Genomic DNA, 21,941 nt, shown 5'->3' on the forward strand with positions numbered 1-21,941 from the left:
CGAAATCAGCGCTTGTAACAATCACGGCGTCACTTTATGATAATTTATAAAGTTTGAGCAACCAGGCTTGGTGCCAGGAGAGGATCCAGGAACTTATGCGTATTAATCGGGCCGCCATCATTGGTTCAGGGACTATCGGACGTGGCTGGATTCCACTTTTCGCGCGGGCGGGGATCGAGGTTCGGGTTCATGACATCGATCCTGCCTCGGTCGAAACCGCCATCGCTGCCGCTGCGGCGACCCTGCGCGATCTCCAGGCCTTCGGTCTGGTCGAGGACGCCGATCGCGCGATCGAACTGATCCGGCCCGCCGCCAGCCTGGCAGGCGCATTGGAGGGCGCGGAGTTCATCCAGGAAAGCGTCCCCGAAAAGGTCGCGACCAAACGCGCCGTTCTGGCCCAACTGGACGGCGCAGCCGAGGCCGAGGCGATCGTGTCGAGCTCATGCTCCAGCCTCGATCCGGCCGAGATTTTCGAAGGTGTCGCCAATCCCCGTCGCTGCATCGTCACCCATCCGTTCAACCCACCTCATCTGATGCCCCTCGTGGAGGTGCTGCCTGGACCGGGCACCGACGAAGAGGTTGTTACCCGGACCTCCGCGCTGATGAAGGAATTGGGGCAGGTTCCCGTGGTTATTCGTAAATTCGTTTTCGGTTATGTCGCAAACCGTCTGCAAGCGGCAGTGCTCGATGAGGCGATGAGCCTAGTGGGGGACGGAGTGATAAGCCCGGCCGATCTCGATCTCTGCATCACTCAGGCGCTCGGGCGGAGATGGGCCTTCATGGGGCCTTTCGAGACGGCCGATCTCAATGCCGATGAAGGCGTTGCCGGCTACTCGGCACGCTATCGGGAAAGTTACGAGGCGATCGGTGCGGACCTTGGTGTGGCGCGGCCCTGGGGGGAAGATGCTCTTCGCCAGGTGATCGCAGCGCGTCGCAGGATCGTTCCCCTCGAGGGTCTTCAGGAGAAGCGCGAATGGCGCGACCTTCTGCTGATGGAGATGATCGCCAATCCGATAGGGGATCGTGGCATCCGCCCGCTGACGCAGAAGGAGAAGCGGTCATGAGCGCCGGACTTTTTCCAACGAACATAGCCCGTGCCGCGAAGGCCTCGATCTTTGGCCTGATCGCGTTGGCGCTGCCGGGAAGCGCAGGGGCCCAGATGGTCGAGCCTCCGGTCATGGCGGCCGGTAAGGCGACTATCTATCGCGATCATTACGGCATGCCGCATATCTACGCCGCCCGTGAGGAAGATGGATTCTTCGGCCTGGGTTATGCCATCGCCGAAGACCGCCTCGAACAGATTCTCCTCTTCTATCTTGCCACCCGCGGTGAACTCGCGGCAAATTTCGGCGCCGGTCCGCTCGACGCCAAGCGGGTCGCGCCGGGGGTCGGTGGCGGCTTTCCGGATACGGTCGAATCCGATACGAATGCACGCCGCTTCCGCTATCTGGAAACTGCGCGCGCGAACCTGGTCAAGCTACCTCCGCAATTCAGGCGCGATCTCGAATCCTATATTCAAGGCATCGAGAAATATCTCGCCGACCATCCGGAACGGCGGCCCGCTTGGACGCCCAAGCTGGAGCCCGCCATGCCGCTCGCGGTCTTCGCATTGCTCGTGAGCGAAGGTCCGCAGATATGCAGCACGAAACTCCCCCGCGACAAGGAACCGGAATCGGCAGCGCCGGTGGAGCCGCGAGGGTCCGACGCCTGGGTGATCGGGCGCAGCCGGACCGCGAACGGAGGCATCATCATGTCCTCCGATTCGCACGGTCCCTGGTCCGCGATTGGTACCTTATTCTATGCCTGGCGCATGAAGGCCGGTGATTTCGACGTCCAGGCGTTCGAACCCACCGGCAGCGCCTCGCCCTTCTTCGGCCATACCAATCACTATGCCTGGGGCTGGACCGAGGGGCCACGTTTCCCGGGCGATTGCTATGCGATCACCACGGAGGGTCCAGATTCGCGCAGCTTCAAGTTCGACGGCCGATTGCGGCGCATCGAGTCCGTGCCGCAGCGCGTCGAAGTGAAAGATGGCGCGGCGGTTGCCTTCGACCTCGAATATACAGCGCATAATAACGTCTTTTCGCCGATCGTCGCGCGACGCGGGGCCATCGCCTATGCGGCAAGCTATGCGGCCATCGATGATACCGGCCGCGACCTCGGCTCGATTTACGCGCTGGCCAAGGCCGAAGGCCGGCCCGCTCTGGAAGAGGCTCTCGGCAACATGAACCTCTATCCCGCCAACCTGATCATCGGCGGAGGCGATGGAACCTTGTTCTACATCCGTCCGGGCCGCATTCCGAAGCGTCGGCCTGGCCTCGATTTGAACAAACCGCTGGATGGCAACAGTTCGGCAACGGCCTGGACCGGGTTCATCTCCTATCCAGAGGCGCTCAAAATCGTGAACCCGGCTCAGGACTATATCGTCAACAACAATGTCAGTCCTGACATGATGTATCCCACCGGCGCGCCGCGTTCGGAGGATTATCCCGCTTATTACGCCTTCAAGAAAGGCCAGACCACTTCGCGGCAGCGCCGTTCGATCGAGATATTGGAGGCGGCAAGGCAGGTGACCGATCAGGATGCGATCGACATCACCATGGATGAGAAGGTCATCGATTTCGACAAATGGGCGAAGGTCTTTGCCGCACTTCGGCCCCGCATGGTCGGACCCGATCCTGCCCCTGGGCTGGTCAAGTTCGTGGACGGTCTGATCGCCTTCGACGGGATTCTTTCGCGCGAGTCCCGGCCAGCCCTCTATTTCTCGGCCTTCTGGGATGCACTGCAGGGCAAGGATGCTGACGCCAGAGGGGAGATTGCGAGGCGGGTTATCGGAGAAGTCCCTTTGGACGAAGGTCATGAGACCATGATCGCCTCTGCCGCTGGCGCCGCTTATGCGGCGCTGATCCAGGATTTTGGTTCGATCGATCTTGTCTATGGCGACGTCCATCGCGTCGGGCGAGGTCAGGAACATTATCCCGTCGGTGGTGGCGGCTTTGTCGTTGGCCCGGGCGAGATCGCGGCAGCGATGCGGGCCATGTCGTTTCAGCGCGACGACAAGGACAGGAGGATGAAATTCGCATATTGCTGCCAGCGCGTGCCGTTTGTCGTCTCTTTCGATCCGGAGGGCATGGTGCGTTCCTATTCCCAGCTGCTGCCCGGCATCAGCGACGACCCGCAATCGCGCCATTTCGACGATCAGGCACGTCTCGCCAGTGAGAGGTCGCTGCGGCCGAACCTCTTCTATCTCGACGACCTGCTGGATTCGAGGCCGCGCCGCTCCGAGCTGTCGCGTTAGGATGAAGCCGCCAGAAACAGGCGCATACAGAGCAAATCTGCGTCCGGTCCAGCTCTTCAATCTTGCCTTCGGCGTTGCCATTGGCGTCGGATGGATCATGGTGATGGGTATCTGGCTGAGCGCCGCCGGACCTCTCGGCGCAGCGCTCGCCTTCGCCGTGGCCGCTATGGCCATGCTGACCATCGGCTCGGCCTATGCATCGGTCGCGATCGAACATCCGCTGCCGGGGGGTGAATTCGCTTATGCGCGGCGCAGCTTCGGCATGGGCGCCGCCTTCTGGGTCGGTTGGTTTCTTGCTTTCGCTTATGTCGTCGTGATCGCTTTTGAAATCGTGTCCGTTGCATGGCTCGCGCGCGAGCTTGTTCCGGCTCTGCCGGCGGCACCGGAGCGCGGCTTCGATCTTCCCGGACTCGCCATCGGAGGATCGATCCTGCTTGCCGTCATCGCCTTCAACCTGCGCGGCGCCAGGGCGGCGGCCCGTCTTCAGGACGTGCTCGTCTTGTTGAAGATCCTGCTGTCGACCGGACTGATCGTCGCCGGCTTCGCCCTCGGCGACTTCGCCAATCTCCAGCCCTTGTGGGGATCGCACGAAAGCGGTTCGCCGCTGCGGGGCATGTTGGTCGTACTCGCCATGGCGCCATTCTTCTATGCGGGATTCGGCGTGGTGGCGCAGGCACTTGGCGACGTTCAGACACCTGCAACGATCAGGGCGCTGCCTCGGGTCATGGTTTTCGCCATCCTTGGAACGATGCTTTTCTACGGTCTCATCATCCTTGCGTCCGCGGCGGCAGCGCCGCGCCAGATCATATTGGATGCCAGTCTGCCCGCTGCGGCCGCGTTCGGATTCGCCTTCGGCACCGGCGGGTCTGCCGAGGCCGTGCTCATCCTCGGCCTGCTCGGCCTGCTCACGATATTGAACGGCCTTTACTTCGCGGCCGTTCGCCTGATTCAGGCGCTGGCGCAGAACGGCCTCGTCCCGGGCGCCATGGGACGAATCCATGCTTCGGCCGGCATCTCGGTCTCGACAGGTATCTTCGTCGCTTTGTCGTCGATGATGCTGGCTGCGCTGGGCAAGACCATGCTGGCGCCCCTGGTCAACATTACCTCGATGGCGTTCGCAGGGGTGATGGGAGTCGTCTGCGCTGTTCTTATCCACCAGCGCCGCGCTGCCGGTTGTGCTCCCGTCCGGCTGATTTCGCCGGCGATCGGTGGCTTGCTCGCACTGCTGATGGTCGCAGTCACCGCGTCGGAGACCTTTGCCGCCACCGAAGCGCCTGTCCCGCCGGAATGGATAGTGATCGCCTGCGCGGTCCTGGTCGGACTGCTCTTGAGGTCGATGACGGCCAAACGCTGGCGAGGGCATCGTCCGAACGATTTCAGGTCAGGCGAAAACCGGTCGGGCGAGAATTGAATAGAGTTATTTCAAGGTGGATGGAATCACCTGACAAGTCGGAAATAACAGGTGAATCAGGCTCTATTCAAATGTTTAGATCATGATTCACGCTTCAGATCGATTCAGTCGGAAACGATCATGGTCTAGGCGGAGAATTGGTAGTGGCGATGATACCAAGCGGCGGAAGCCAGCAATATCTCGCGGATCGCAGCCTCGGCCGCTCGTCCGTCCCCATCCTTGACCGAGGTCATGAGGTCGCTGTGTCGGCCGAGATTCGCGACATAGGCGGCGCGGGCCTCCATCGGCACCTTGAACGGAAAGGCGAGTAGGGGACCAACCCGAAGCCAGAGGCTGTCGATCAAGGAAAGAAGGTGGTGGGCACCCGACGCCTGATAGATCGAGAAATGGAAGGCGCGATTGGCTTCGGTTATCTTCGACCATTCGCCTTGACCGGTCAGCAGGCCCATCAGCTTGTCGTGGTTCAAGGAGATGAGCTCGAGATCCTTATCGGTCCGCCGCACGGCCGCGCGCGCCGAGGCAAAACCCTCCAGCCTCAGGCGGATTTCCTTGATCTCGTCAAACTCATCGGCGGTCAGCCGCGGCACCTGCACCCGTCCATTGGGCAGGTTCATCAATGCCCCTTCGGCCACCAGCCGCTGCAACGATTCCCGGATCGGCATCGCGCCGGCCCCCAGTTCCTCCGCCAGCCTGCGCACGGTGATGGCCTCGCCCGGATCGAAATGTCCCCCCAGCAAGGCATTGCGGACCTCGCGGTAGATGCGCGTCTTGAGCGTGTCGCGCTGGACCAGATTCAGCATGCGCGCAGGGCGCTCCTCAGGGGTTTGGTCGGCTTTCGACTCGGCACTCTTGCTCATTCACTTCCTTCGACACTGATGGGCCAGCCTGCATTTTCTAGCCGATTGCATGGACCGGACCAACGCCATTTGCCGGACCGTTCCGGGGTTGCCCCCTACGCCACCGAGGGCCTCATGTGAATGCTTCCAAGAAATTATAATTGATCAAACTATTGATCATTGCTATTCCAGCTCTATCGGCCGGGTCAAGTCTGGCCTGGCACGATTTCACGAAGGAGACGATATGCGCCGAGCGGACAAGGTGATCGTAACATGCGCAGTGACCGGATCGATACACACGCCGTCAATGTCGCCGTATCTCCCCATCACCGCCAACCAGATTGCTGAACAGGCGATCGAAGCAGCAGAGGCCGGCGCATCCATTCTGCACCTGCATGCCCGCGACCCCGAAGATGGCCGGCCTACCCAGGATCCAGCCCGCTTCATGGCGTTCTTGCCTCGCATAAAGCAGGCCACCAACGCGGTGGTCAACATCACCACCGGGGGCGGCATGGGCATGACCCTTGACGAACGCCTGGCGCCGGCGCTCGCCGCCAAGGCGGAACTGGCCAGTCTCAACATGGGATCGATGAATTTCGGCGTGTGGGAGCTCGCGACGCGGCGCAAAGAGTGGAAGCATGAGTGGGAGGCGCCTTATCTCGCCCGAAGCTACGACGCTATCTATCCTAACACATTTGCCATGATCGATCGTTTGATCACGACGCTCGGCGACGGTTGCGGGACGCGCTTCGAATTCGAATGCTATGATGTCGGCCACCTCTACAATCTCGCTTATTTCGTCGAGAAGGGCCGGCTGAAGCCGCCTTACCTGATCCAGTGCATATTGGGCGTGCGCGGTGGGATCGGGGCCGATCCCGAAAATCTGCAGCACATGAAAAGGATCGCCGATCGCCTGTTCGGGGACGATTATCTTCTCTCCTGCCTCGCCATCGGGAAGGCACAGATGGGTTTCCTCACGCAATGCGCCTTGCTGGGCGGATCGGTGCGGGTCGGGCTCGAGGACAGCCTCTATCTGGCCAAGGGGCAGCTCGCCGAAACCAATGCGCAGCAGGTGCGCAAGATCCGGCATATATTGGAGGAATTGGGACTGGACATCGCCTCGCCCGACGAGGCGCGTCAGATGCTGCAGTTGAAGGGCGGGGACCAGGTTGCCTTCTGATCTCGAGCGTGGCGACGGAAAGAGCTGCCTGTTCGAGACCCATCGCGGCATCGTCTATCCTGGTGATGGCGATGTCATGGGGCATCTTCCGACCTTCCGTTACCTTCAGATGTTCGAAGCGGCGAGTTATCATCTGTTGGCGCAGCTGGGCTTTGATTTCGCTGCCGCGGGCAAGGTCGGCTTTGCCGACAGGCGTCATGAAATCGATTATCTGGTCGAAGTCCGGGCGGGTTCGCTGCTGCTGATCCGCAGTGGAGTCCTGGCGGTCGGGCGAAGCTCGCTGCGCACGGTGCACGTAATGACCGACGTCGCCCGGACGAAAGAACATGCCCGTCTCGAAATGCTCAGCATCTGCTTCGATCTTCAGATCCGGAAATCGATGCCGCTGCCGCAGGACCTCAGGCACCGCGCGGAGCTTCTTCAATCTGAGGCGCAGGCCTGAGTCGGCAAAAGCCAAGCTCGTCTAAGCTTTGATCAAAAACAGCCGACTCATGGCACTGGATCGGTGCGCTTCGCGCCCCTCTATCCCATCCCGCCTACGGAGAGGAAAATTGGCGCGTCGGGGCGACAGATTCCCGATTGACAAGTTCTGATAATTGATAAAAACATTGCAGAAGTTGAGGGGAGATTGAGATGAAACGTGCCAAGCTCAAAGCCGAATCTAGCCTGAAGATCCTGACGCTGTTGGCCGTGCTGGGTGCGGCCGGGCCCGCTTTCGCCCAAGATGCAGCTCTACCTGCAGACTCGGTAGTCGGGACCGACCCGGCGACGGAATTGGCAGGGAATGAAGGAGATTCCGGCGATATCATCGTCACAGCGCGCCGGCGCGAGGAATCGCTCATGGACGTGCCCGTATCGATCAGCGCCGTGACAGCCGAAGAGATCGAACTTCGAGGGGCGAAGACCCTGGAAGATCTGGCGCGGTCGGTGCCCGGGTTGGTCGTGGCGCGCGGATCCGAACAGGGGGACAAGAATTTCGCGATCCGCGGGATCAGTTCCGCCTCCACCGTCGCTGTCTATCTGGACGACACGCCGATTACCTTCGGGGAAAACAGCCCGGACCTGAAACTGTTCGACATCGCCCAGGTCGAGGTGCTGCGCGGTCCCCAAGGGACCCTGTTCGGCGCGAGCTCGATGGGGGGAGCCATACGTTATGCATCGCCCCGCGCTCATTTCACAGCATTCGAAGGCATGGGCCGGGTGGAAGGGAGCCTGCTTCGATATGGCGGCACCAGTTATGAAGGGCAGGGGGTCGTCACCGGGCCGCTCGTTCACGACCGTCTCGCGCTCCGCCTGTCCGGCTTCTACCGGCACGATGCTGGATATAACGATCTTCGCGATGAAACCAACGGAGAGATCGTGCGGCGCAATATCGACACGGTGGACTCATTCGGTGGCCGGGCGGCGTTGAGCGCAAGAATCGGCGAGCGCGTCGAAGGCACCTTGTCGGTCATCTATCAGGATGAAGATCATGATGGACTGCCGACATTCTTCAGCGGCCGCGGCGTCACGGACACGATAGCGCTGCCGCCGCGGTCCCGGGTCGGCCGGGCGGACAATTTCCGCAAGGACCGCACGGTCCTGCCCAATCTCACCTTAAGCGCCGATCTTGGCTTTGCCAGATTGACCTCGTCGAGTTCCTACGTGAACCGCAAGCTCGCTGTCGGCGCGGATTTCAGCTATTTTGTCCAGGCTGCTCTCGGTATTCCCGATCCTTTCCCGCTCTCCGTCCAAAGCCGCGAATTCCGGGAGTTCAGCGGATATGTGCAGGAACTCCGCCTGGCATCGAGCTCAACCGGCCCGCTTCAATGGCTTCTCGGCGGCTTCTATCGCAAGACTTCTGAGCATCGCCCGCAAAGCGTTCCGTCGAACCTCGGCGTGCTGATCCCGGCCCTGGAGCCGGCATTGCTCCCGGGCGGCTCGCTGTTCGAGCGGGAGGTCGACACAAGGCGGCGTCAGCTCGCAGGTTTCGGCGAGCTTTCCTATACGATAGCCGATGTTCTGACGATCACGGCGGGGGTCCGCTTCACCGAGTTGAAGCAGCGCATCGACCGGGAGGCGGACGGACTGTTCAACGGCGGCTTCTCCGAAGTGCATCTGGCCAGCAAGGAATCGCCGATCACGCCCAAATTCTCGGTCCAATATTCGCCGTCGGACCAGGTCATGGTCTATGCCACCGCTGCCAAGGGCTTTCGCGAGGGCGGGCCGAACGCCCCGGTGCCATTGTCCCTGCCGGCCTGCGTCTCCGCCCTGGCGGCATTGGGCCTGACTGACGCTCCAGCCACCTACGGTACCGATTCCCTGTGGAGTTACGAGCTTGGGACCAAGCTTCAGACTTCCGACCGCAAGTTCCGCGTGGTCGGTGCGGTCTACCATATCGACTGGAGCAAGATTCAGGAGTCTATCAACCTGTCCGGTGGTTGCGGTTTCGGCTTCACCGACAATATCGGCAGCGCGCGCAGCCGCGGCTTCGAGCTGGAAGCGACCTGGAGGCCGGTCAATGGGCTCAGTATCGACGTCGCGCTCGGTCATAACAATGCCAAGCTGACCCAGGACCTGATTACCGGGGCCAATGCCTCGGGGCCGATCATCGCCGCGCCCAAGGGGACGCGGTTGTCGGACACGCCGGATTGGACGGCTTTCGTCGCAGGCCACTACACCTTCCCGCTGTCGGGATCCTGGAAGGGTTTCGCGCGAGCCGAGCTCCAATATGTCGGCGACGCCAGGCGGCATCTCAACACGCCCAGCGACGACCCCCGCAACCTGTTTCAGCAAAGTTATGAGCTGGTGAACCTGCGTTTCGGCGTCACCTCCGGGGAGACCGAGATCCAGTTCTTCGTCAACAATTTGTTCAACGACGATACGCTCCTCTATCAATCCTATCAGAATTTCGCACCGGGCACCGCCTACGAAGGGATCCAGGTCCGTCCGCGGGTGATCGGTATCAGTGCCAAGCGATTGTTCTGAGGTATTTGCAGCTGTTCGGATCAGGATGCACCTCCCCATTCCTGAAGCGACGACCGAGGCAATCCGGCTTGACCGCGGGCACAACGGTGGAAGATCAGATACATGAACAGGTTATTCGGCATATTCGCTTTTCTCATTCCCCTGCTCGCCATGGTCGGCCTTGCGGGCGTCCAGGCGGCGGACCGCGTCGACTCGGGATGGGACACGACCGTTCCGCGCGGGAAGACAAAGACGATCGACTTCACCACCCAGGAAGGCACCTGGATGTCGGTGGATCTGTCACCCGACGGCCGCTGGATCGTCTTCGATCTTCTGGGGCATATCTATCGGATGCCGGCCTCGGGAGGGGAGGCCGTCAGCCTGACCCAGGACAGCGGCATCGCGCTCAATCTCCATCCGGCGATCTCGCCGAAGGGCGATAGGATCGCGTTCGTTTCGGACCGCAACGGCCAGAATGGATTGTGGGTGATGGATGCGGACGGAGGCCGGCCGCGCCAGATCTTCATGGAGCCGGCCAATCGCATTTCGGAACCGGCCTGGTTGCCGGACGGGTCCGCCATCGTCGCGGTACGGGCCTTCCCGACTCCAGGGCGCGGCTGGCACCGCCAGAATACGAGGCTCTGGCTGTTTCCGCTCGACGGGAGCGCCCCGCGCGAATTGGTGGGTGATAATCTCCTTCAATATAACGCCCCCGTCCCCGCGGTGGACGGCAGTCTTTATTTCCATGTCTCCGCCTTCAGCGGCAATCGCTATGGTTCGCAGATCGGCCATCGGGTTCAGAGACTCGCACCGGGCAAGAAGGTGCCGGAGGACGTGGTCGCCTTCGAACGCCCCGGCGCAGCCACGCCCACCATGGAGGCGGACGATACCGGCTTCATTCCGGAGGATCCGCCCGCGGCGATCCAGCCGAGGCCATCTCCGGACGGTCGCTGGCTCGCTTATGCGAGGGAACAGGAGGAGCCGACTGTCATCGAAGGGCACAGCATTTCTCCGGGCACCTATCTGTTCGTCCGCGATCTCAAGACCGGCGTCGACCGGCGGATTGCGCCCATGACGAAGGATTTGTCCGCGCCGCACGCGCTTTATTCCTATCGCGTGCTGCCAAGCTATGCCTGGAGCTCCGACGGGCGGTTCATACTTTATACCGAAGGCGGCAAGATCCGGCGGGTGGATGTCGCGACCGGCTTCGTTTCGACCATCCCGTTCATCGCCAAGGTGCACCGAACCATTTCGGAGCAGGTTCGCGGGCAACAACGCCTTAACGACGAGAGCTTTGCGCCGGCCTTGCTGCAATGGCCGGCTTCGTCACCGGATGGGCGCTCCGTCGCTTTCGTGACGGCCGGTCGGCTCTGGACAGCCAGCCTGCCCGATGGCGAGGCCAAGGAAATTCCAACAGCCTCACCAGGCGCCAAGATGACGCCGGCCTGGTCGCCCTCGGGCCGCGAAATCGCTTATACAAGCTGGGACGATAGCAATCGCGGCCATGTCTGGATTCAGCCTCTCGGCCAAGGCGGAAGACCGCGCAAGGTTTCGGCCCTTGCCGGCGAATATATCTTCCCGTCCTTCTCGCCGGATGGCCGGTCCTTGCTCGTCACGCGCGGCGCCCTCGAAAATCCGGCCTGGGACAAATGGTCGGATGCGCCCAGTTGGGATGTCGTTCTTATACCCTTGGATGGCCGTCCAGAGCGTGTCGTCGCTGCGACGTCCGGCCCCAGGGCGGCATATTTCGGTGCCGACGGACGTATCTATTTCGAACATCAGAATGACAGGAAGGCGGCGCAAGGCCTCTATTCCCCATTTCCGGACGACAAGGCGCGGGCCGCCACCGTTTCCGTCCGTTCGGTCGACCTCACTGGAAGCGGGGAGCGAATTCACGCGAATTTTCCGGCGCGAGGCATTGCCTTCTCGGCTGCCAACCTTCCGCTGCTGTCCGCCGACGGCAAATGGATCGCTTTCCAGGCTGCGCGGGACATCTATGTCGCGCCGGCGTCCGGCGCCGCCGGACGGCCGGCCGAGGTCGAGCCCGATCCGAATATCGCAATGCCGGGCAAGCGCCGACTTTCTCCCATGGGCGGTATCTTCCATCGCTGGCGTAACGCGGAGGAGGTCGAGTTTATCGACGGGCGGGACCATGTTGCAGTCGATGCACGGACGGGCCGGGAAACCCGGACACCGATCCGGATCAGGCTGAAGGGTAACGCGCCGGACGGGCGTCTGGCCCTCGTCAATGCCCGCATCATCCCGATCCATAATGACGAGGTTATCGAGCGAGGCTCGATCATCGTCGATCGCGGGCGGATAAGCTGCGTCGGCAAGTGTGATGCAAAGGGCGCCGACAAATTGGTGGACCTACGCGGCAAGACGGTCATACCCGGTCTCGTCGACGTCCATGCTCATGCGACCCACCTGCCGGTCGGCATTGTCCCTACCCATCTTCCCCAGCTCGGCGTCCAGCTCGCTTATGGCGTGACATCGACGGTCGATCCCGCCACCGATTCCTCCGCTGCATTTCCGCTCCAAGACATGGTCGCGGCCGGCGTGGTGCGCGGTCCAAGGATCTTCAGCGTCGCCGAGATCGTCAATTCGGGCCCCGCGACCGGCTTCGGCGATCAGCTGGAGATCCAGTCACTCGCGGATGCGCAGCGGCAGGCTCAAAGACGCAGCAATTGGGGGGCGGTCGCGCTCAAGAATTTCCGGATTGCGCGGCGCGATCAGGTTCAAAAGCTGATCGAGGCGGCCAGGCACGCCAACCTGACCGTAACCGGCGAAGGCGGTCCGGTCGAATATGTGATCGGGCTGGCCATGGACGGCCAGACCGGATGGGAGCATTATATCGCCAACCTGCCCATCTATAGCGACGTCGCGCGCTTCCTGGGGATGGCCGGCATGACCTATTCGCCGACGGTCGGCGTGACCGGTCACGGCCGTGGCTCGATCGACTTCTGGCGTCCGAGGCACAATATCGGCACCGATCGCAAATATACCGCCCTCGTTCCCGAGGAGATGATCCCGAACTCCGAGGAAGTGACGGCAATCCGGCCGATCACGGAATTCACCTTTCCGGTCGTCGCGTCCGGCCTCGCCGCCATGCGTCGTGCCGGCGGATATGGGGCGATTGGCGACCATGCCGAACAAAGCGGCATCGGATCGCATTGGGAAGTCTGGTCCTATGCCGCCGCCATGTCGCCGATGGACGCCCTGCGCCTGGGCACCCTGGAAGGAGCGCGGTTCCATGGGCTCGATCTGGATGTCGGTTCGATTGAAGTCGGCAAGCTCGCGGATCTCATCATCCTGGACAGCAATCCCTTGGACGATATCCGCAACACGCTGGACATCGACATGGTGGTCCTGGGCGGCCGTCTCTACGATCCGGAGACCGTGGACGAGATCTGGCCGACGCGGCGCTCTTATGGGCCGCTGCCATGGAAGAAGCTGGTGCCGGGCCAGGTCATCCGCACCGGAAGCAAACCTCATCTGGACGATTAGGGTCCGGACCCATTAACGGGATTCCCAAAGGATCGAGAGACTGATTCAACGTTTCCTGTGAGGAGGCGTTGGAGATGGCTGATTTCTTCTGCTTTTCGGATGCGCAGTGGGGACGGATCGCGCCGCTGCTTCCGACGGGTATGCGTGGGATGAAGCCTGTCGATGATCGCCGCGTGTCGAGCGGGATTGTGCATGCGTTGCAGGGCGGCGGGCGTTGGGGCGATTGCCCGGGGCAGATCTACGGACCGAAGAAGACGCTTTACAACCGCTTCGTGCGCTGGGCGGAGCGCGGAATATGGGAGCGTATCTTCGCGGCGCTCGCAGGTGCCGAAGAGACGCCTGACCCATTATTCATCGGCACCGCAAGACCAAGCTCAACTTCGATGCGATCACCTACAAGCAGCGCAACATCATCGCGCGCATGTTCTTCCGCTTCAAGGACTGGCGCCGCGTCGCCATGCGCTTCGACCGCAAATCAAAACCTTCATGGCGACAATCGCCAGCGCAGCGACCCTCATATGGTGGCTCTAATGAGTCCCGACCCGAGTTGGACCATGATCGTTCCACATCGAATCGATCTGAAACGTGAATCAGGCTTGATGCGGGTCCTGGCCGGTGCTGCGGGAATCGCTTTCTGACCCGTCCGAGCCAGATCGCTCTTCACTTTTGCTCCCGCGGATGCGACCTGTCGCGGCAAGGCTGGACCGGCAATCGGCAGATCCGGCCATTTGAAGCGGTAGTCGAGGGGTGAATAAGTGAAGGGAGTTCCTGCATTCTTCGTTGGTGTCGCCGCATTGGCGATGGCGGCTGCGCCGGCCATTGCCCAGGAACAGGTCGGGCTCAAATACGCCAACGTCGTCGCCGATTATTCCGTCGAAATCCCGATGAAGGACGGCGTGGCGATAGCCGCCAAGATTTTCCGCCCCGCCGCCGAGGGACGCTATCCCGCCATTCTGCTGCAAACGCCTTACGGCAAGGATTCGAACGGCGCCCAGGCGGCCTCGAACGTCGCGCGCGGCTATGTTTCGGTGGCGGTGGACGTCCGCGGCCGCTATGATTCCGAAGGCAAGTTCCAGCCGTTCCGGGATGCCGAGGATGGCGCGGCCATTCTCGACTGGATCGCCGCGCAGCCCTGGTCGAACGGCAAGGTGGTTACGACCGGCGCTTCCTATAGTGGCCATTCGCAATGGGCGCTGTGGCGGCAGCGCAATCCGCATCACAAGGCGATCGTTTCCTATGTCGCCCCGGCCGACGGCTTTGGCGACTTATCCCGCCACAATGGCGTTCCCAAGCTCGACCTCATGTTCACGTGGATGATGACCACCTACGACCGGGTGAACCACCCCAGGGAGATGGAGGATTTCGACTGGAAGAAGGTGATGAGCCAGCTTCCGCTCGATACGCTTGGCGACGAGGCCGGGCGGCCGGTCGAGGCCTGGCGACAGCATATGCGCCATGACCGGCTGGACGATTATTGGACGCCGCTCCAGGCCACCGGTGCGCGGCCGGGTCTCGCCATTCCGACGTTCAGCGTGACCGGCTGGTATGAAGGGCAATTGCTCGGTTCGGTCCGCAATCACCTGAATGCCGTCGCCCAGGCGTCCGGCGCCAATCATGTGCTGGTCATCGGTCCGTGGCTGCACAGTGCCAACAGCAATCGCAAGGTCGGCGAATTGGATGGCGGGCCCGAGGCGATCATCGACCTCGACAAGGTTCGCGACCAATGGATGGACCATGTCATGCTCGGCGGGGCAAAGCCGGTCTATCAGAATTTCCTCTATTTCCTGCCGATCCGGAACGAATGGCGACAGGCCCCGGCCTTTCCAATCCCCGGCACCGAATTCACCTCCTATCGCCTGTCGAGCGGTGGCAAGGCCAATGGCGGCAACGGCGACGGCAGCCTGGCCACCGGCACCGGCAAAGGGCCGGCGGATAGCTACACTTACGATCCCGCCAACCCGATCCCGTCGCTCAGCAGCCGCACCGCCGGCGCGCGCGGCGGCCTGCCGCAAGGATCGGTCGACCATCGCGAGATCGAAAAGCGCGACGACATACTCGTCTATACCAGCGCGCCGCTTTCTGAAGACACCGAGGTTACCGGCCCGGTCCGCGCCAACATTTATATCTCCACCAATGTCGTCGATACCGACGTGCTGGTGCGGCTGATGGACGTCTATCCTGACGGCCGCTCGCTCAACATCGCCGAAGGCATTGCTCGCGCCAAGTATCGCGATTCCTATGCGGATCCCAAGCTGATGACGCCCGGCACCGTCTACAAGATTCCGGTCGAACTCTTCCCGACCAGCAACCTGTTCCTCAAGGGGCATCGCCTGCGGGTGGAGGTGACGAGCAGCGATTTCCCGGTCTTCGCCAGAAACCTCAACACCGCCAATTCCGATAGTGGAACGGAGATGAAGGTAGCGCGGACCAGGATCCACCACTCGGCCAGATATCCGTCCGAAATCATCCTGCCGATCGTGCCGCCCGGCAGCTCGACCCGTTTTCAGCCGCCGCTCAAGCCAGCCGCTCCTTAGGGCTTGTGATCGCGAACGGATTGAAGGCAGGATGGGGCGCCATCCACGAAAAGGTATGACAAGACGAATGACGATCATTGCCAGGAATATTGTGTCATCGGCCGCCTTGTCGGCCTTGCTTCTGCTGGCCGGCACGGGCGTTGCCGCAGCGGCCGATTACGACATCGTCATCTCGGGCGGTCGGGTCATGGATCCCGAATCCGGCTTCGACAAGGTCGCCAATGTGGGCGTGAAAGACGGCAGGGTCGTCACCATCTCCGATACGAAATTGTCGGGCAAGGTCGAGCTCGATGCTGCCGGCAAGGTAGTCGCGCCAGGTTTCATCGATCTCCATGCGCATGGCCAGCACGATGTCGGCCAGCAATATCAGGTGCGCGACGGTGTCACGACGGCGATCGACGCCGAAGGCGGCGCGATGCCTATGGCGCCTTATTTCAAGGCGCTGGAAGGCAAGTCTCTGATCAATTTCGGGGCCAGCGCTTCCCAGCGCTGCGCCCGCGTGCAGGTTTTTACCGGGCGCCCCTGCGGCGGCAATCCCGCCTCCAACCCGGAAGCGTCGGCGACCTGGAAATTCGTGCTCTCGGAGCGACGCGATGCGATGACCTCGCCGGCGACGGAGGCGCAGACGCAGGCGGAGATTGGATTGATGCGCCAGGCGGTGCGGGACGGCGCGGTCGGCTTCGCACTCGGCATCGAATATACGCCGGGTGCCGGGCGCGCCGAAATCTACGACATGTTCAAGGCGGCGGCGGCAATAAAGGCGCCGGTCTTTGTCCATGTCCGCCAGCGTCAGCCGGACGCCGCGCCCGGCGTTCCGATTGCGGTGGCCCAGGAAGTGATCGCCGACGCCGCCGTGACCGGTGCCAGGCTGCATATCGCCCATATTCACAGCACCGGGCTCGGCGACACGCCCACCCTGATCGACATGGTGACGAAGGCCCAGGCCAGGGGGCTCGACATCGATACGGAGGCCTATCCCTATACAGCCGGAAGCACGATGCTCGGTTCCGAATTTTTCGGCGAAGGTTGGCAGAAACGGTCCAACATCAGCTACAAGGACGTGCAGTGGCCGGAAACGGGCGAGCGTCTGACCGAGGAAAGTTTCAACGCCTATCGTAAGCAATATCCCAATCGAACGGTGATCGTTCATATGATCCCGGAAGCATCGGTGGATGCCGCGATCGCCAACCCGAATGTGCTGATCGCCTCGGATGGGCAGGCTTGGGTAACCTCGGGCGAGCATCCGCGCGGGGCAGGCACTTTCTCGCGCGTGCTCGGTCACTATGTCCGGGAACGCAAGGCGCTGGATCTGATGGCGGCGCTTCGTAAGATGACCATCCTTCCCGCCAGGAGGCTGGAGGAGATCGCGCCGGTCATGAAGAATAAGGGAAGGCTCCGCGAAGGGTCGGATGCCGACATCACCATCTTCGATCCGGCCAGGATCATCGATCGCGCTACCTACGAAAAACCGATGCAGCCTTCGGACGGCATTTCCTACGTGCTGGTGGGTGGACAGCTGGTCGTGCGCGACGGCAAGATCGTCCAGGGACTTTTCCCGGGCAAGCCCATCCGGTCCCAGACTCTTCCGGATTAGGAACGGGTGCTCCCTGCGCATGCGTTTCGGGCCCGGGGCCGCTATTCCGACGCGGTCCATTTCTAAAAATGACAAGGAGGATGATCAGATGAGCGCAGGCCTCGAATTTGAAAGACATGCCGCTCGACCGGCGTTCCTGAAGGTTCTGCTCCTTTCCCTCGGCCTTGCCGCCTCGACGCTGGCGCTCGGAGCTTGCAAGGCGCCGGAGCGGGAGGCCTCCTCCTCCGAGGCGCCCGCAGCCGCGCTCGGACTTGTCGGCATGTATGGGGAAGGCGATTCCCTGATCGACATCAGCGAGCGCGACGGTCGGCTTTATGCCGACGGGCGCGGCTTCAAGGACAGCGCGCTTGCGCCGAAGGGCAATGCTTATGAGCTTGCCGACCCGGAAGGCGGTGCGTCGGTGACGGTGACGGTGGAGGGCGATGCTGGTGCGCCATCGGCGATCGTGCTGGCCGGTCAACGTCTCCCGCGACGCGACCCGGGCAAGAAGGTCGAGGACCGAATTCGCGTCGGCATCAACGGCGACGTAAGCGCCTTGCGCGCGGCGGCGTTGAAGGCAAGCCCGCCCGCCGAGCCGCGGCCGGAGCGAGATGAGGAACTGGTTGATCTCAGCACGCTGGTGCCGAACATCAAGGTCGAGACCCGCTATGCGAGCACCAATAATTTCCTGGGTCTTCCCGTCTATGAAGTTCCGGGCGCCTTTCTGCAAAAGCCCGCGGCGGAAGCTCTGGTTGAGGTGGCCAGGGCGCTCGAGCCCCTTGGTTACGGCATCAAGGTGCTAGATGGTTACCGGCCATGGCACGTCACCAAGATGTTCTGGGACGCGACGCCGGAGACGAGTCACATGTTCGTCGCCGATCCGTCGCAGGGCTCTCGCCACAATCGCGGCAGCGCGATCGATATGACCATGTATCGGCTGGATACGGGCGAAGAGGTCGAGATGCCTGGGCGTTATGACGAAATGAGCCTGCGTTCCTATGCAGATTACAAGGGTGGCACGACCCGTCAGCGCAAGGAACGCGACATATTGCGGCGGGAGATGGAGAAGCAGGGTTTCAAGGTCTATCCCGAGGAATGGTGGCATTTCGACCATCAGGATTGGCAGAAATACGGGATCCTCAACCTGACGCTGACGGAGTTGAAGGCGCGCAATCGCTAACCATGATTGCTTCAGATCGAATCGATCTGAAGCGGGAATCCCGGGCCCAGCATTTGAATGGAGCCTTTCATCCTGAACCATGGAACGTTGCGCTGAACTTGTTTCAGGGTTCAGGTGGGAGACCGGCCCCACCTTGGCCGACCAGACTCGGCACCCGCCACTCCCTGGATGCTGAACCAGGTCAGCATGACGAAGGGAGGGTTATCGCGCCGGTGCTGGCGCCGCGGCCGGCTGCGCCTTCGCGCTCACCCGCCAGATCGTGTTGCCGACATCGTCCGCGACCAGCAGCGCGCCGTTGCGGTCGGTGATGACGCCGACCGGGCGGCCTTGCGCCTTTTCCTCGTCTGAAAGGAAACCCGTCAGCACGTCGACCATCTTCGCGCCCGCCGCCGGCCGGCCGTCGGCGCCGAACGGGACGTAGACGACCTTGTAGCCGGACAAGGGTTTGCGGTTCCAGGAACCGTGGAGGCCGATGAAGGCGCCATTGGCAAAAGCGGGCCCGAGCTTGGTATCGGCGGCGAAGCTGAGGCCGAGCGGGGCGGTGTGCGGCCCAAGCGAATAATCGGGCGTGCGGACCCGGCTCTTCAGGGCTGGGTTGGCGGGCTTGACGCGGGTGTCTTCATGCTGCCCCCAATAATACCAGGGCCAGCCGAAATGGTCGCCCGCGGAGACGGAGGTGAGGTAATCGAAGCTGAGGTCCGATCCGAGCTGATCGCGCTCGTTGACGACGGTCCAGAGCTTGCCGGACCGTGGCTCGAACGCCATGCCGTTGGGATTGCGCAGGCCCGCGCCGAAGACACGCGACGTCTTGGTCGCAGGATCGACTTCCAGGATCAGGGCGCGGCCCTTTTCGCTTTCGATCCCGCCTTCGGCGATGTTGGAGGCTGAGCCGACCGACACGTAAAGTTTCTTGCCGTCGGGCGAGGCGATGACGTTGCGCGCCCAATGGCCCGGGCTCGGATAGGTGATGATCGTCTCTGGCTTGGCATCGATCCTGGTCTGTCCGTGCTCATAGGGGTAGCGGACAAGGGCATCGCTGTTCGCGATATAAAGATCCTTGCCGACCAAGGTCATGCCGAACGGCGAATTGATGCCGCTGAGGAAGGTCGAACGCGATTCCGCTTTGCCGTCGCCATCCGCATCGCGGAGCAGAGTGATCCGGTTGGGGGAGGGGACCAGGGCGCCCGCCTTGCCGAGCACCTTTTGCGCCACCCATTCGCCGAAGCCGCCGCCGCCCCGTGCGGGAGAATTCGACTCCGCCACCAATATGTCCCCGTTGGGAAGCCGGTAGAGCCAGCGCGGATGTTCCAGCCCTGCGGCGAAGGTCATGACCTGCAGCCCGTCGGCCGGCTGCGGCATCGCGCCATCTTGCCAGCCGATCGCCTCAGCCACGTTGATCGTCGGAATCGCCTGTTCGCGCGGGGCCGTGATACGCGGGTTTTGCCCGGTCGCATCATTGAAGGCGATCTGCGCTTTGTCGGGCCAGCCCAGGTAGAGGAGGGCGGCGATGATAAAAGCGATGAGCGCGGCGAGAATGATGAGGATGCCGATGAGGATGCGTTTGATCATGATCGATGAATAGCCACAGCCGGTCCATTGAGGAAGCCTGCCATTCGCCTCCGATCCCGGGCTTGCGCTTTTGTGCGAAAGCGGCAGTGAGGAAGCGATGCGGATGGGGAGCTTCATGAGGATTCCAGGCCTTGAGGATGTGATCGCGGCGCGGGGCCATCTCGCGGATTTGGCGGTGCGGACACCGCTCCTGCCCTTCGCTCTGGATGATGGGCGCGAAGTCGTTCTGAAGCCCGAAATTCTCCAGCCGGTCGGTTCTTTCAAAATCCGCTGTGCGGGCAGCGCGGTGATGAGCCGGATCGCACGCGGCAATTGTTCGGCCACTTTCAGCACGGCGAGCGCGGGCAATTTCGCGCAGGGCCTCGCCTGGGCATGTCGGCAGAGCGGCCGCGGCGTCACAGCCTACGTCCCGGACACGGCGGCGACGAGCAAGCGCGAAGCCTTGATCCGCTTCGGCGCGACCCTCGTCGATCTTCCGTTTGCGGATTGGTGGAAGATGCTGGTCGAGGATAATGACGATCCCGCCTTCATCCATCCTGTCTCGGATCCCGACGGCCTTGCCGGCAATGCGACGATCGGACTGGAGATTGCCGAAGACCTTCCCGATGCCGGGACCGTTCTGGTGCCGCTGGGCGGCGGCGGCTTGGCCGTCGGCGTCGCCGCAGGCCTCCGCGCGGCCGGCAGCAAGGCGCGCGTCATCATCTGCGAGACGGGGGCGGGCGCTCCGCTCACCGCCTCGCTCCAGGCCGGGCACCCGGTCGACGTTCCCTTCGATTCCGGTACCTTCATCACCGGCATGGGTGGTCCGTCGCTGCTGCCGTCGATGTGGCCGGCTTTGAAGGAGATGATCTCCGGCACCGAGGTCGTGCCGGTAGCCAAGGTCGCGGAGGCCGTTCGCCTGCTCGCCGAGCGCGGCCATATGATCGCTGAAGGCGCAGGGGCAGCCTCGCTCGCCGCGGCGATCCAGGGCAGTTTCGACGGTCCGGTCGTGTGCGTCCTGTCAGGCGGTCACCTCGATACGAACCATCTGATCGAAATTCTGCAAGGTGGTGTGCCGCGGACCAAGCCGCCCGTTTGAGGGGCGAAGCGAAGGAGAAAGCGATGGACCAGGACAAGCCGGCCATGTTCGCCGAGGATGAACAGGCTGCGATGCGCCGGGTCGAGGAGCGGCTCGAAGATCTGAGCGGCTCCTCCGGTCTCGGTCTTGTCCAGCGTATCGCCCTCGGCTGCCGTTTTCTCGCCAGGCAGGGTCATGGTGGCAACCTAGCCGGGCAGATTACGGCCCGCGCGGAGGAGGCCGGAACCTATTGGACGACCGATTGGGGCAGGGGCTTCGCCGATGCTTGCGTTTCCGGCGTCGTCCGGATCGACCGGGAGATGAATGTTGTCGAAGGGGAAGGCAAGCCAAACCCGGCGATCCGCTTCCATCTGTGGATCTATGAGACGCGGCCGCAGACGGCGGCGATCGTCCACACCCATCCGCCCTTTGCCTCCGCGCTCGGCATGACGAGCGAGCCTTTCGTCGTCGCCCACATGGACAGCGCGATGTTCTGGGACGATTGCGCAAGGCTCGATCATTGGCCGGGTCTTCCGCTCGCCAATGAGGAGGGCAGGATCATCTCGGAGGCGCTTGGCGACAAACGCTCCATCCTGCTCGCGCATCATGGCCTCCTAACCGCGGGATCGACCTTCGACGAAGCCCTCTATCTCGCTTGCCTGCTGGAGCGCGCCTGCCAGATGCAGATACGAGCCCGGACGCTGGGTGCGATCCGCCCGATCGACCCAGCTCTGGCCGCTGAAGCCCGGGACTTCCTGCTTAAGCCGAAGCTCGTGTCCGGGACGGTCGATTATTGGTTGCGGCAGATCGTGCGGACGGACGGGGACGCGCTGCAATGAACAGGCGGACC

General features: G+C 62.4%; 14 protein-coding genes and 1 pseudogene. 13 read left to right on the forward strand and 2 right to left on the reverse strand.

What is annotated here, in order from left to right:
• The first annotated feature begins 95 nt into the window (after window positions 1–95).
• Genes RQX22_RS15410 through RQX22_RS15420 form a run of 3 tightly spaced genes read left to right on the forward strand, consistent with a single transcriptional unit; the run spans window position 96 to window position 4,709 of the window.
• Window positions 96–1,064, forward strand: a complete 969-nt coding sequence (locus RQX22_RS15410) for a 3-hydroxyacyl-CoA dehydrogenase (RefSeq protein WP_315727444.1) — start codon at window positions 96–98, stop codon at window positions 1,062–1,064.
• Complete coding sequence (locus RQX22_RS15415; RefSeq protein WP_315727445.1) at window positions 1,061–3,298, forward strand: penicillin acylase family protein; 2,238 nt, start codon at window positions 1,061–1,063, stop codon at window positions 3,296–3,298. Before RQX22_RS15410 ends, RQX22_RS15415 begins: the two co-directional genes overlap by 4 nt.
• Before the next feature lies 1 nt (window position 3,299).
• Window positions 3,300–4,709 (forward strand): APC family permease, encoded by a 1,410-nt coding sequence (locus tag RQX22_RS15420; protein WP_315727446.1) that lies wholly within the window; start codon window positions 3,300–3,302, stop codon window positions 4,707–4,709.
• 125 nt (window positions 4,710–4,834) lie between these two features.
• Here RQX22_RS15420 and RQX22_RS15425 read toward each other — a convergent pair whose 3' ends face one another.
• A complete protein-coding gene (locus RQX22_RS15425) occupies window positions 4,835–5,566 on the reverse strand; it encodes a GntR family transcriptional regulator (RefSeq protein WP_315727447.1) in 732 nt (243 codons plus the stop codon).
• Window positions 5,567–5,789: 223 nt separating this feature from the next.
• Here RQX22_RS15425 and RQX22_RS15430 point away from each other — a divergent pair, with 223 nt between their 5' ends.
• The 8 genes and pseudogenes from RQX22_RS15430 to RQX22_RS15465 all read left to right on the forward strand — a co-directional run bounded on the left by RQX22_RS15430 (window position 5,790) and on the right by RQX22_RS15465 (window position 18,465).
• Complete coding sequence (locus RQX22_RS15430) at window positions 5,790–6,725, forward strand: beta-keto acid cleavage family enzyme (RefSeq protein ID WP_315727448.1); 936 nt, start codon at window positions 5,790–5,792, stop codon at window positions 6,723–6,725.
• Window positions 6,715–7,167: an acyl-CoA thioesterase gene (locus tag RQX22_RS15435; RefSeq protein ID WP_315727449.1), complete on the forward strand. Its 453-nt coding sequence runs from the start codon at window positions 6,715–6,717 to the stop codon at window positions 7,165–7,167. Before RQX22_RS15430 ends, RQX22_RS15435 begins: the two co-directional genes overlap by 11 nt.
• Window positions 7,168–7,358: 191 nt before the next feature.
• Window positions 7,359–9,692, forward strand: a complete 2,334-nt coding sequence (locus tag RQX22_RS15440; RefSeq protein ID WP_315727450.1) for a TonB-dependent receptor — start codon at window positions 7,359–7,361, stop codon at window positions 9,690–9,692.
• Window positions 9,693–9,794: 102 nt separating this feature from the next.
• On the forward strand, window positions 9,795–13,178 hold the full coding sequence (locus tag RQX22_RS15445) for an amidohydrolase family protein (RefSeq protein ID WP_315727452.1): 3,384 nt from the start codon (window positions 9,795–9,797) through the stop codon (window positions 13,176–13,178).
• Window positions 13,179–13,252: 74 nt separating this feature from the next.
• Window positions 13,253–13,709, forward strand: a pseudogene (locus RQX22_RS19360) (transposase).
• Between the two features lie 224 nt (window positions 13,710–13,933).
• Window positions 13,934–15,712, forward strand: a complete 1,779-nt coding sequence (locus RQX22_RS15455) for a CocE/NonD family hydrolase (RefSeq protein ID WP_315727454.1) — start codon at window positions 13,934–13,936, stop codon at window positions 15,710–15,712.
• 67 nt (window positions 15,713–15,779) lie between these two features.
• A complete protein-coding gene (locus tag RQX22_RS15460) occupies window positions 15,780–17,306 on the forward strand; it encodes an amidohydrolase family protein (protein WP_315727456.1) in 1,527 nt (508 codons plus the stop codon).
• 88 nt (window positions 17,307–17,394) lie between these two features.
• Window positions 17,395–18,465 carry a M15 family metallopeptidase gene (locus tag RQX22_RS15465; protein ID WP_315727458.1) on the forward strand — a complete coding sequence of 357 codons (1,071 nt, stop codon included), beginning with the start codon at window positions 17,395–17,397 and terminating at the stop codon, window positions 18,463–18,465.
• Window positions 18,466–18,666: 201 nt separating this feature from the next.
• Here the strand turns inward: RQX22_RS15465 and RQX22_RS15470 are convergent, their stop codons facing one another.
• Window positions 18,667–20,034: a PQQ-dependent sugar dehydrogenase gene (locus tag RQX22_RS15470; RefSeq protein ID WP_315727460.1), complete on the reverse strand. Its 1,368-nt coding sequence runs from the start codon at window positions 20,032–20,034 to the stop codon at window positions 18,667–18,669.
• 115 nt (window positions 20,035–20,149) lie between these two features.
• Between RQX22_RS15470 and RQX22_RS15475 the strand changes: the two genes are divergently transcribed.
• Together RQX22_RS15475 and RQX22_RS15480 are read left to right on the forward strand one after the other, a co-directional pair.
• On the forward strand, window positions 20,150–21,112 hold the full coding sequence (locus RQX22_RS15475) for a threonine ammonia-lyase (RefSeq protein ID WP_315727463.1): 963 nt from the start codon (window positions 20,150–20,152) through the stop codon (window positions 21,110–21,112).
• A 23-nt stretch (window positions 21,113–21,135) separates the two neighbouring features.
• Window positions 21,136–21,930, forward strand: a complete 795-nt coding sequence (locus RQX22_RS15480) for an aldolase (RefSeq protein WP_315727465.1) — start codon at window positions 21,136–21,138, stop codon at window positions 21,928–21,930.
• Window positions 21,931–21,941: the final 11 nt, after the last annotated feature.

Origin of the sequence: Sphingosinicella rhizophila (assembly GCF_032378825.1) — a bacterium.
GTDB classification, from domain to species: domain Bacteria; phylum Pseudomonadota; class Alphaproteobacteria; order Sphingomonadales; family Sphingomonadaceae; genus Allosphingosinicella; species Allosphingosinicella rhizophila.

Coding starts and splice junctions, on each gene's coding strand:
- RQX22_RS15410 (WP_315727444.1), top strand. CDS start 96: ATGCGTATTAATCGGGCCGCCATCATTGGTTCAGGGACTATCGGACGT.
- RQX22_RS15415 (WP_315727445.1), top strand. CDS start 1,061: ATGAGCGCCGGACTTTTTCCAACGAACATAGCCCGTGCCGCGAAGGCC.
- RQX22_RS15420 (WP_315727446.1), top strand. CDS start 3,300: ATGAAGCCGCCAGAAACAGGCGCATACAGAGCAAATCTGCGTCCGGTC.
- RQX22_RS15425 (WP_315727447.1), bottom strand. CDS start 5,566: ATGAGCAAGAGTGCCGAGTCGAAAGCCGACCAAACCCCTGAGGAGCGC.
- RQX22_RS15430 (WP_315727448.1), top strand. CDS start 5,790: ATGCGCCGAGCGGACAAGGTGATCGTAACATGCGCAGTGACCGGATCG.
- RQX22_RS15440 (WP_315727450.1), top strand. CDS start 7,359: ATGAAACGTGCCAAGCTCAAAGCCGAATCTAGCCTGAAGATCCTGACG.
- RQX22_RS15445 (WP_315727452.1), top strand. CDS start 9,795: ATGAACAGGTTATTCGGCATATTCGCTTTTCTCATTCCCCTGCTCGCC.
- RQX22_RS15460 (WP_315727456.1), top strand. CDS start 15,780: ATGACGATCATTGCCAGGAATATTGTGTCATCGGCCGCCTTGTCGGCC.
- RQX22_RS15465 (WP_315727458.1), top strand. CDS start 17,395: ATGAGCGCAGGCCTCGAATTTGAAAGACATGCCGCTCGACCGGCGTTC.
- RQX22_RS15470 (WP_315727460.1), bottom strand. CDS start 20,034: ATGATCAAACGCATCCTCATCGGCATCCTCATCATTCTCGCCGCGCTC.
- RQX22_RS15475 (WP_315727463.1), top strand. CDS start 20,150: ATGAGGATTCCAGGCCTTGAGGATGTGATCGCGGCGCGGGGCCATCTC.
- RQX22_RS15480 (WP_315727465.1), top strand. CDS start 21,136: ATGGACCAGGACAAGCCGGCCATGTTCGCCGAGGATGAACAGGCTGCG.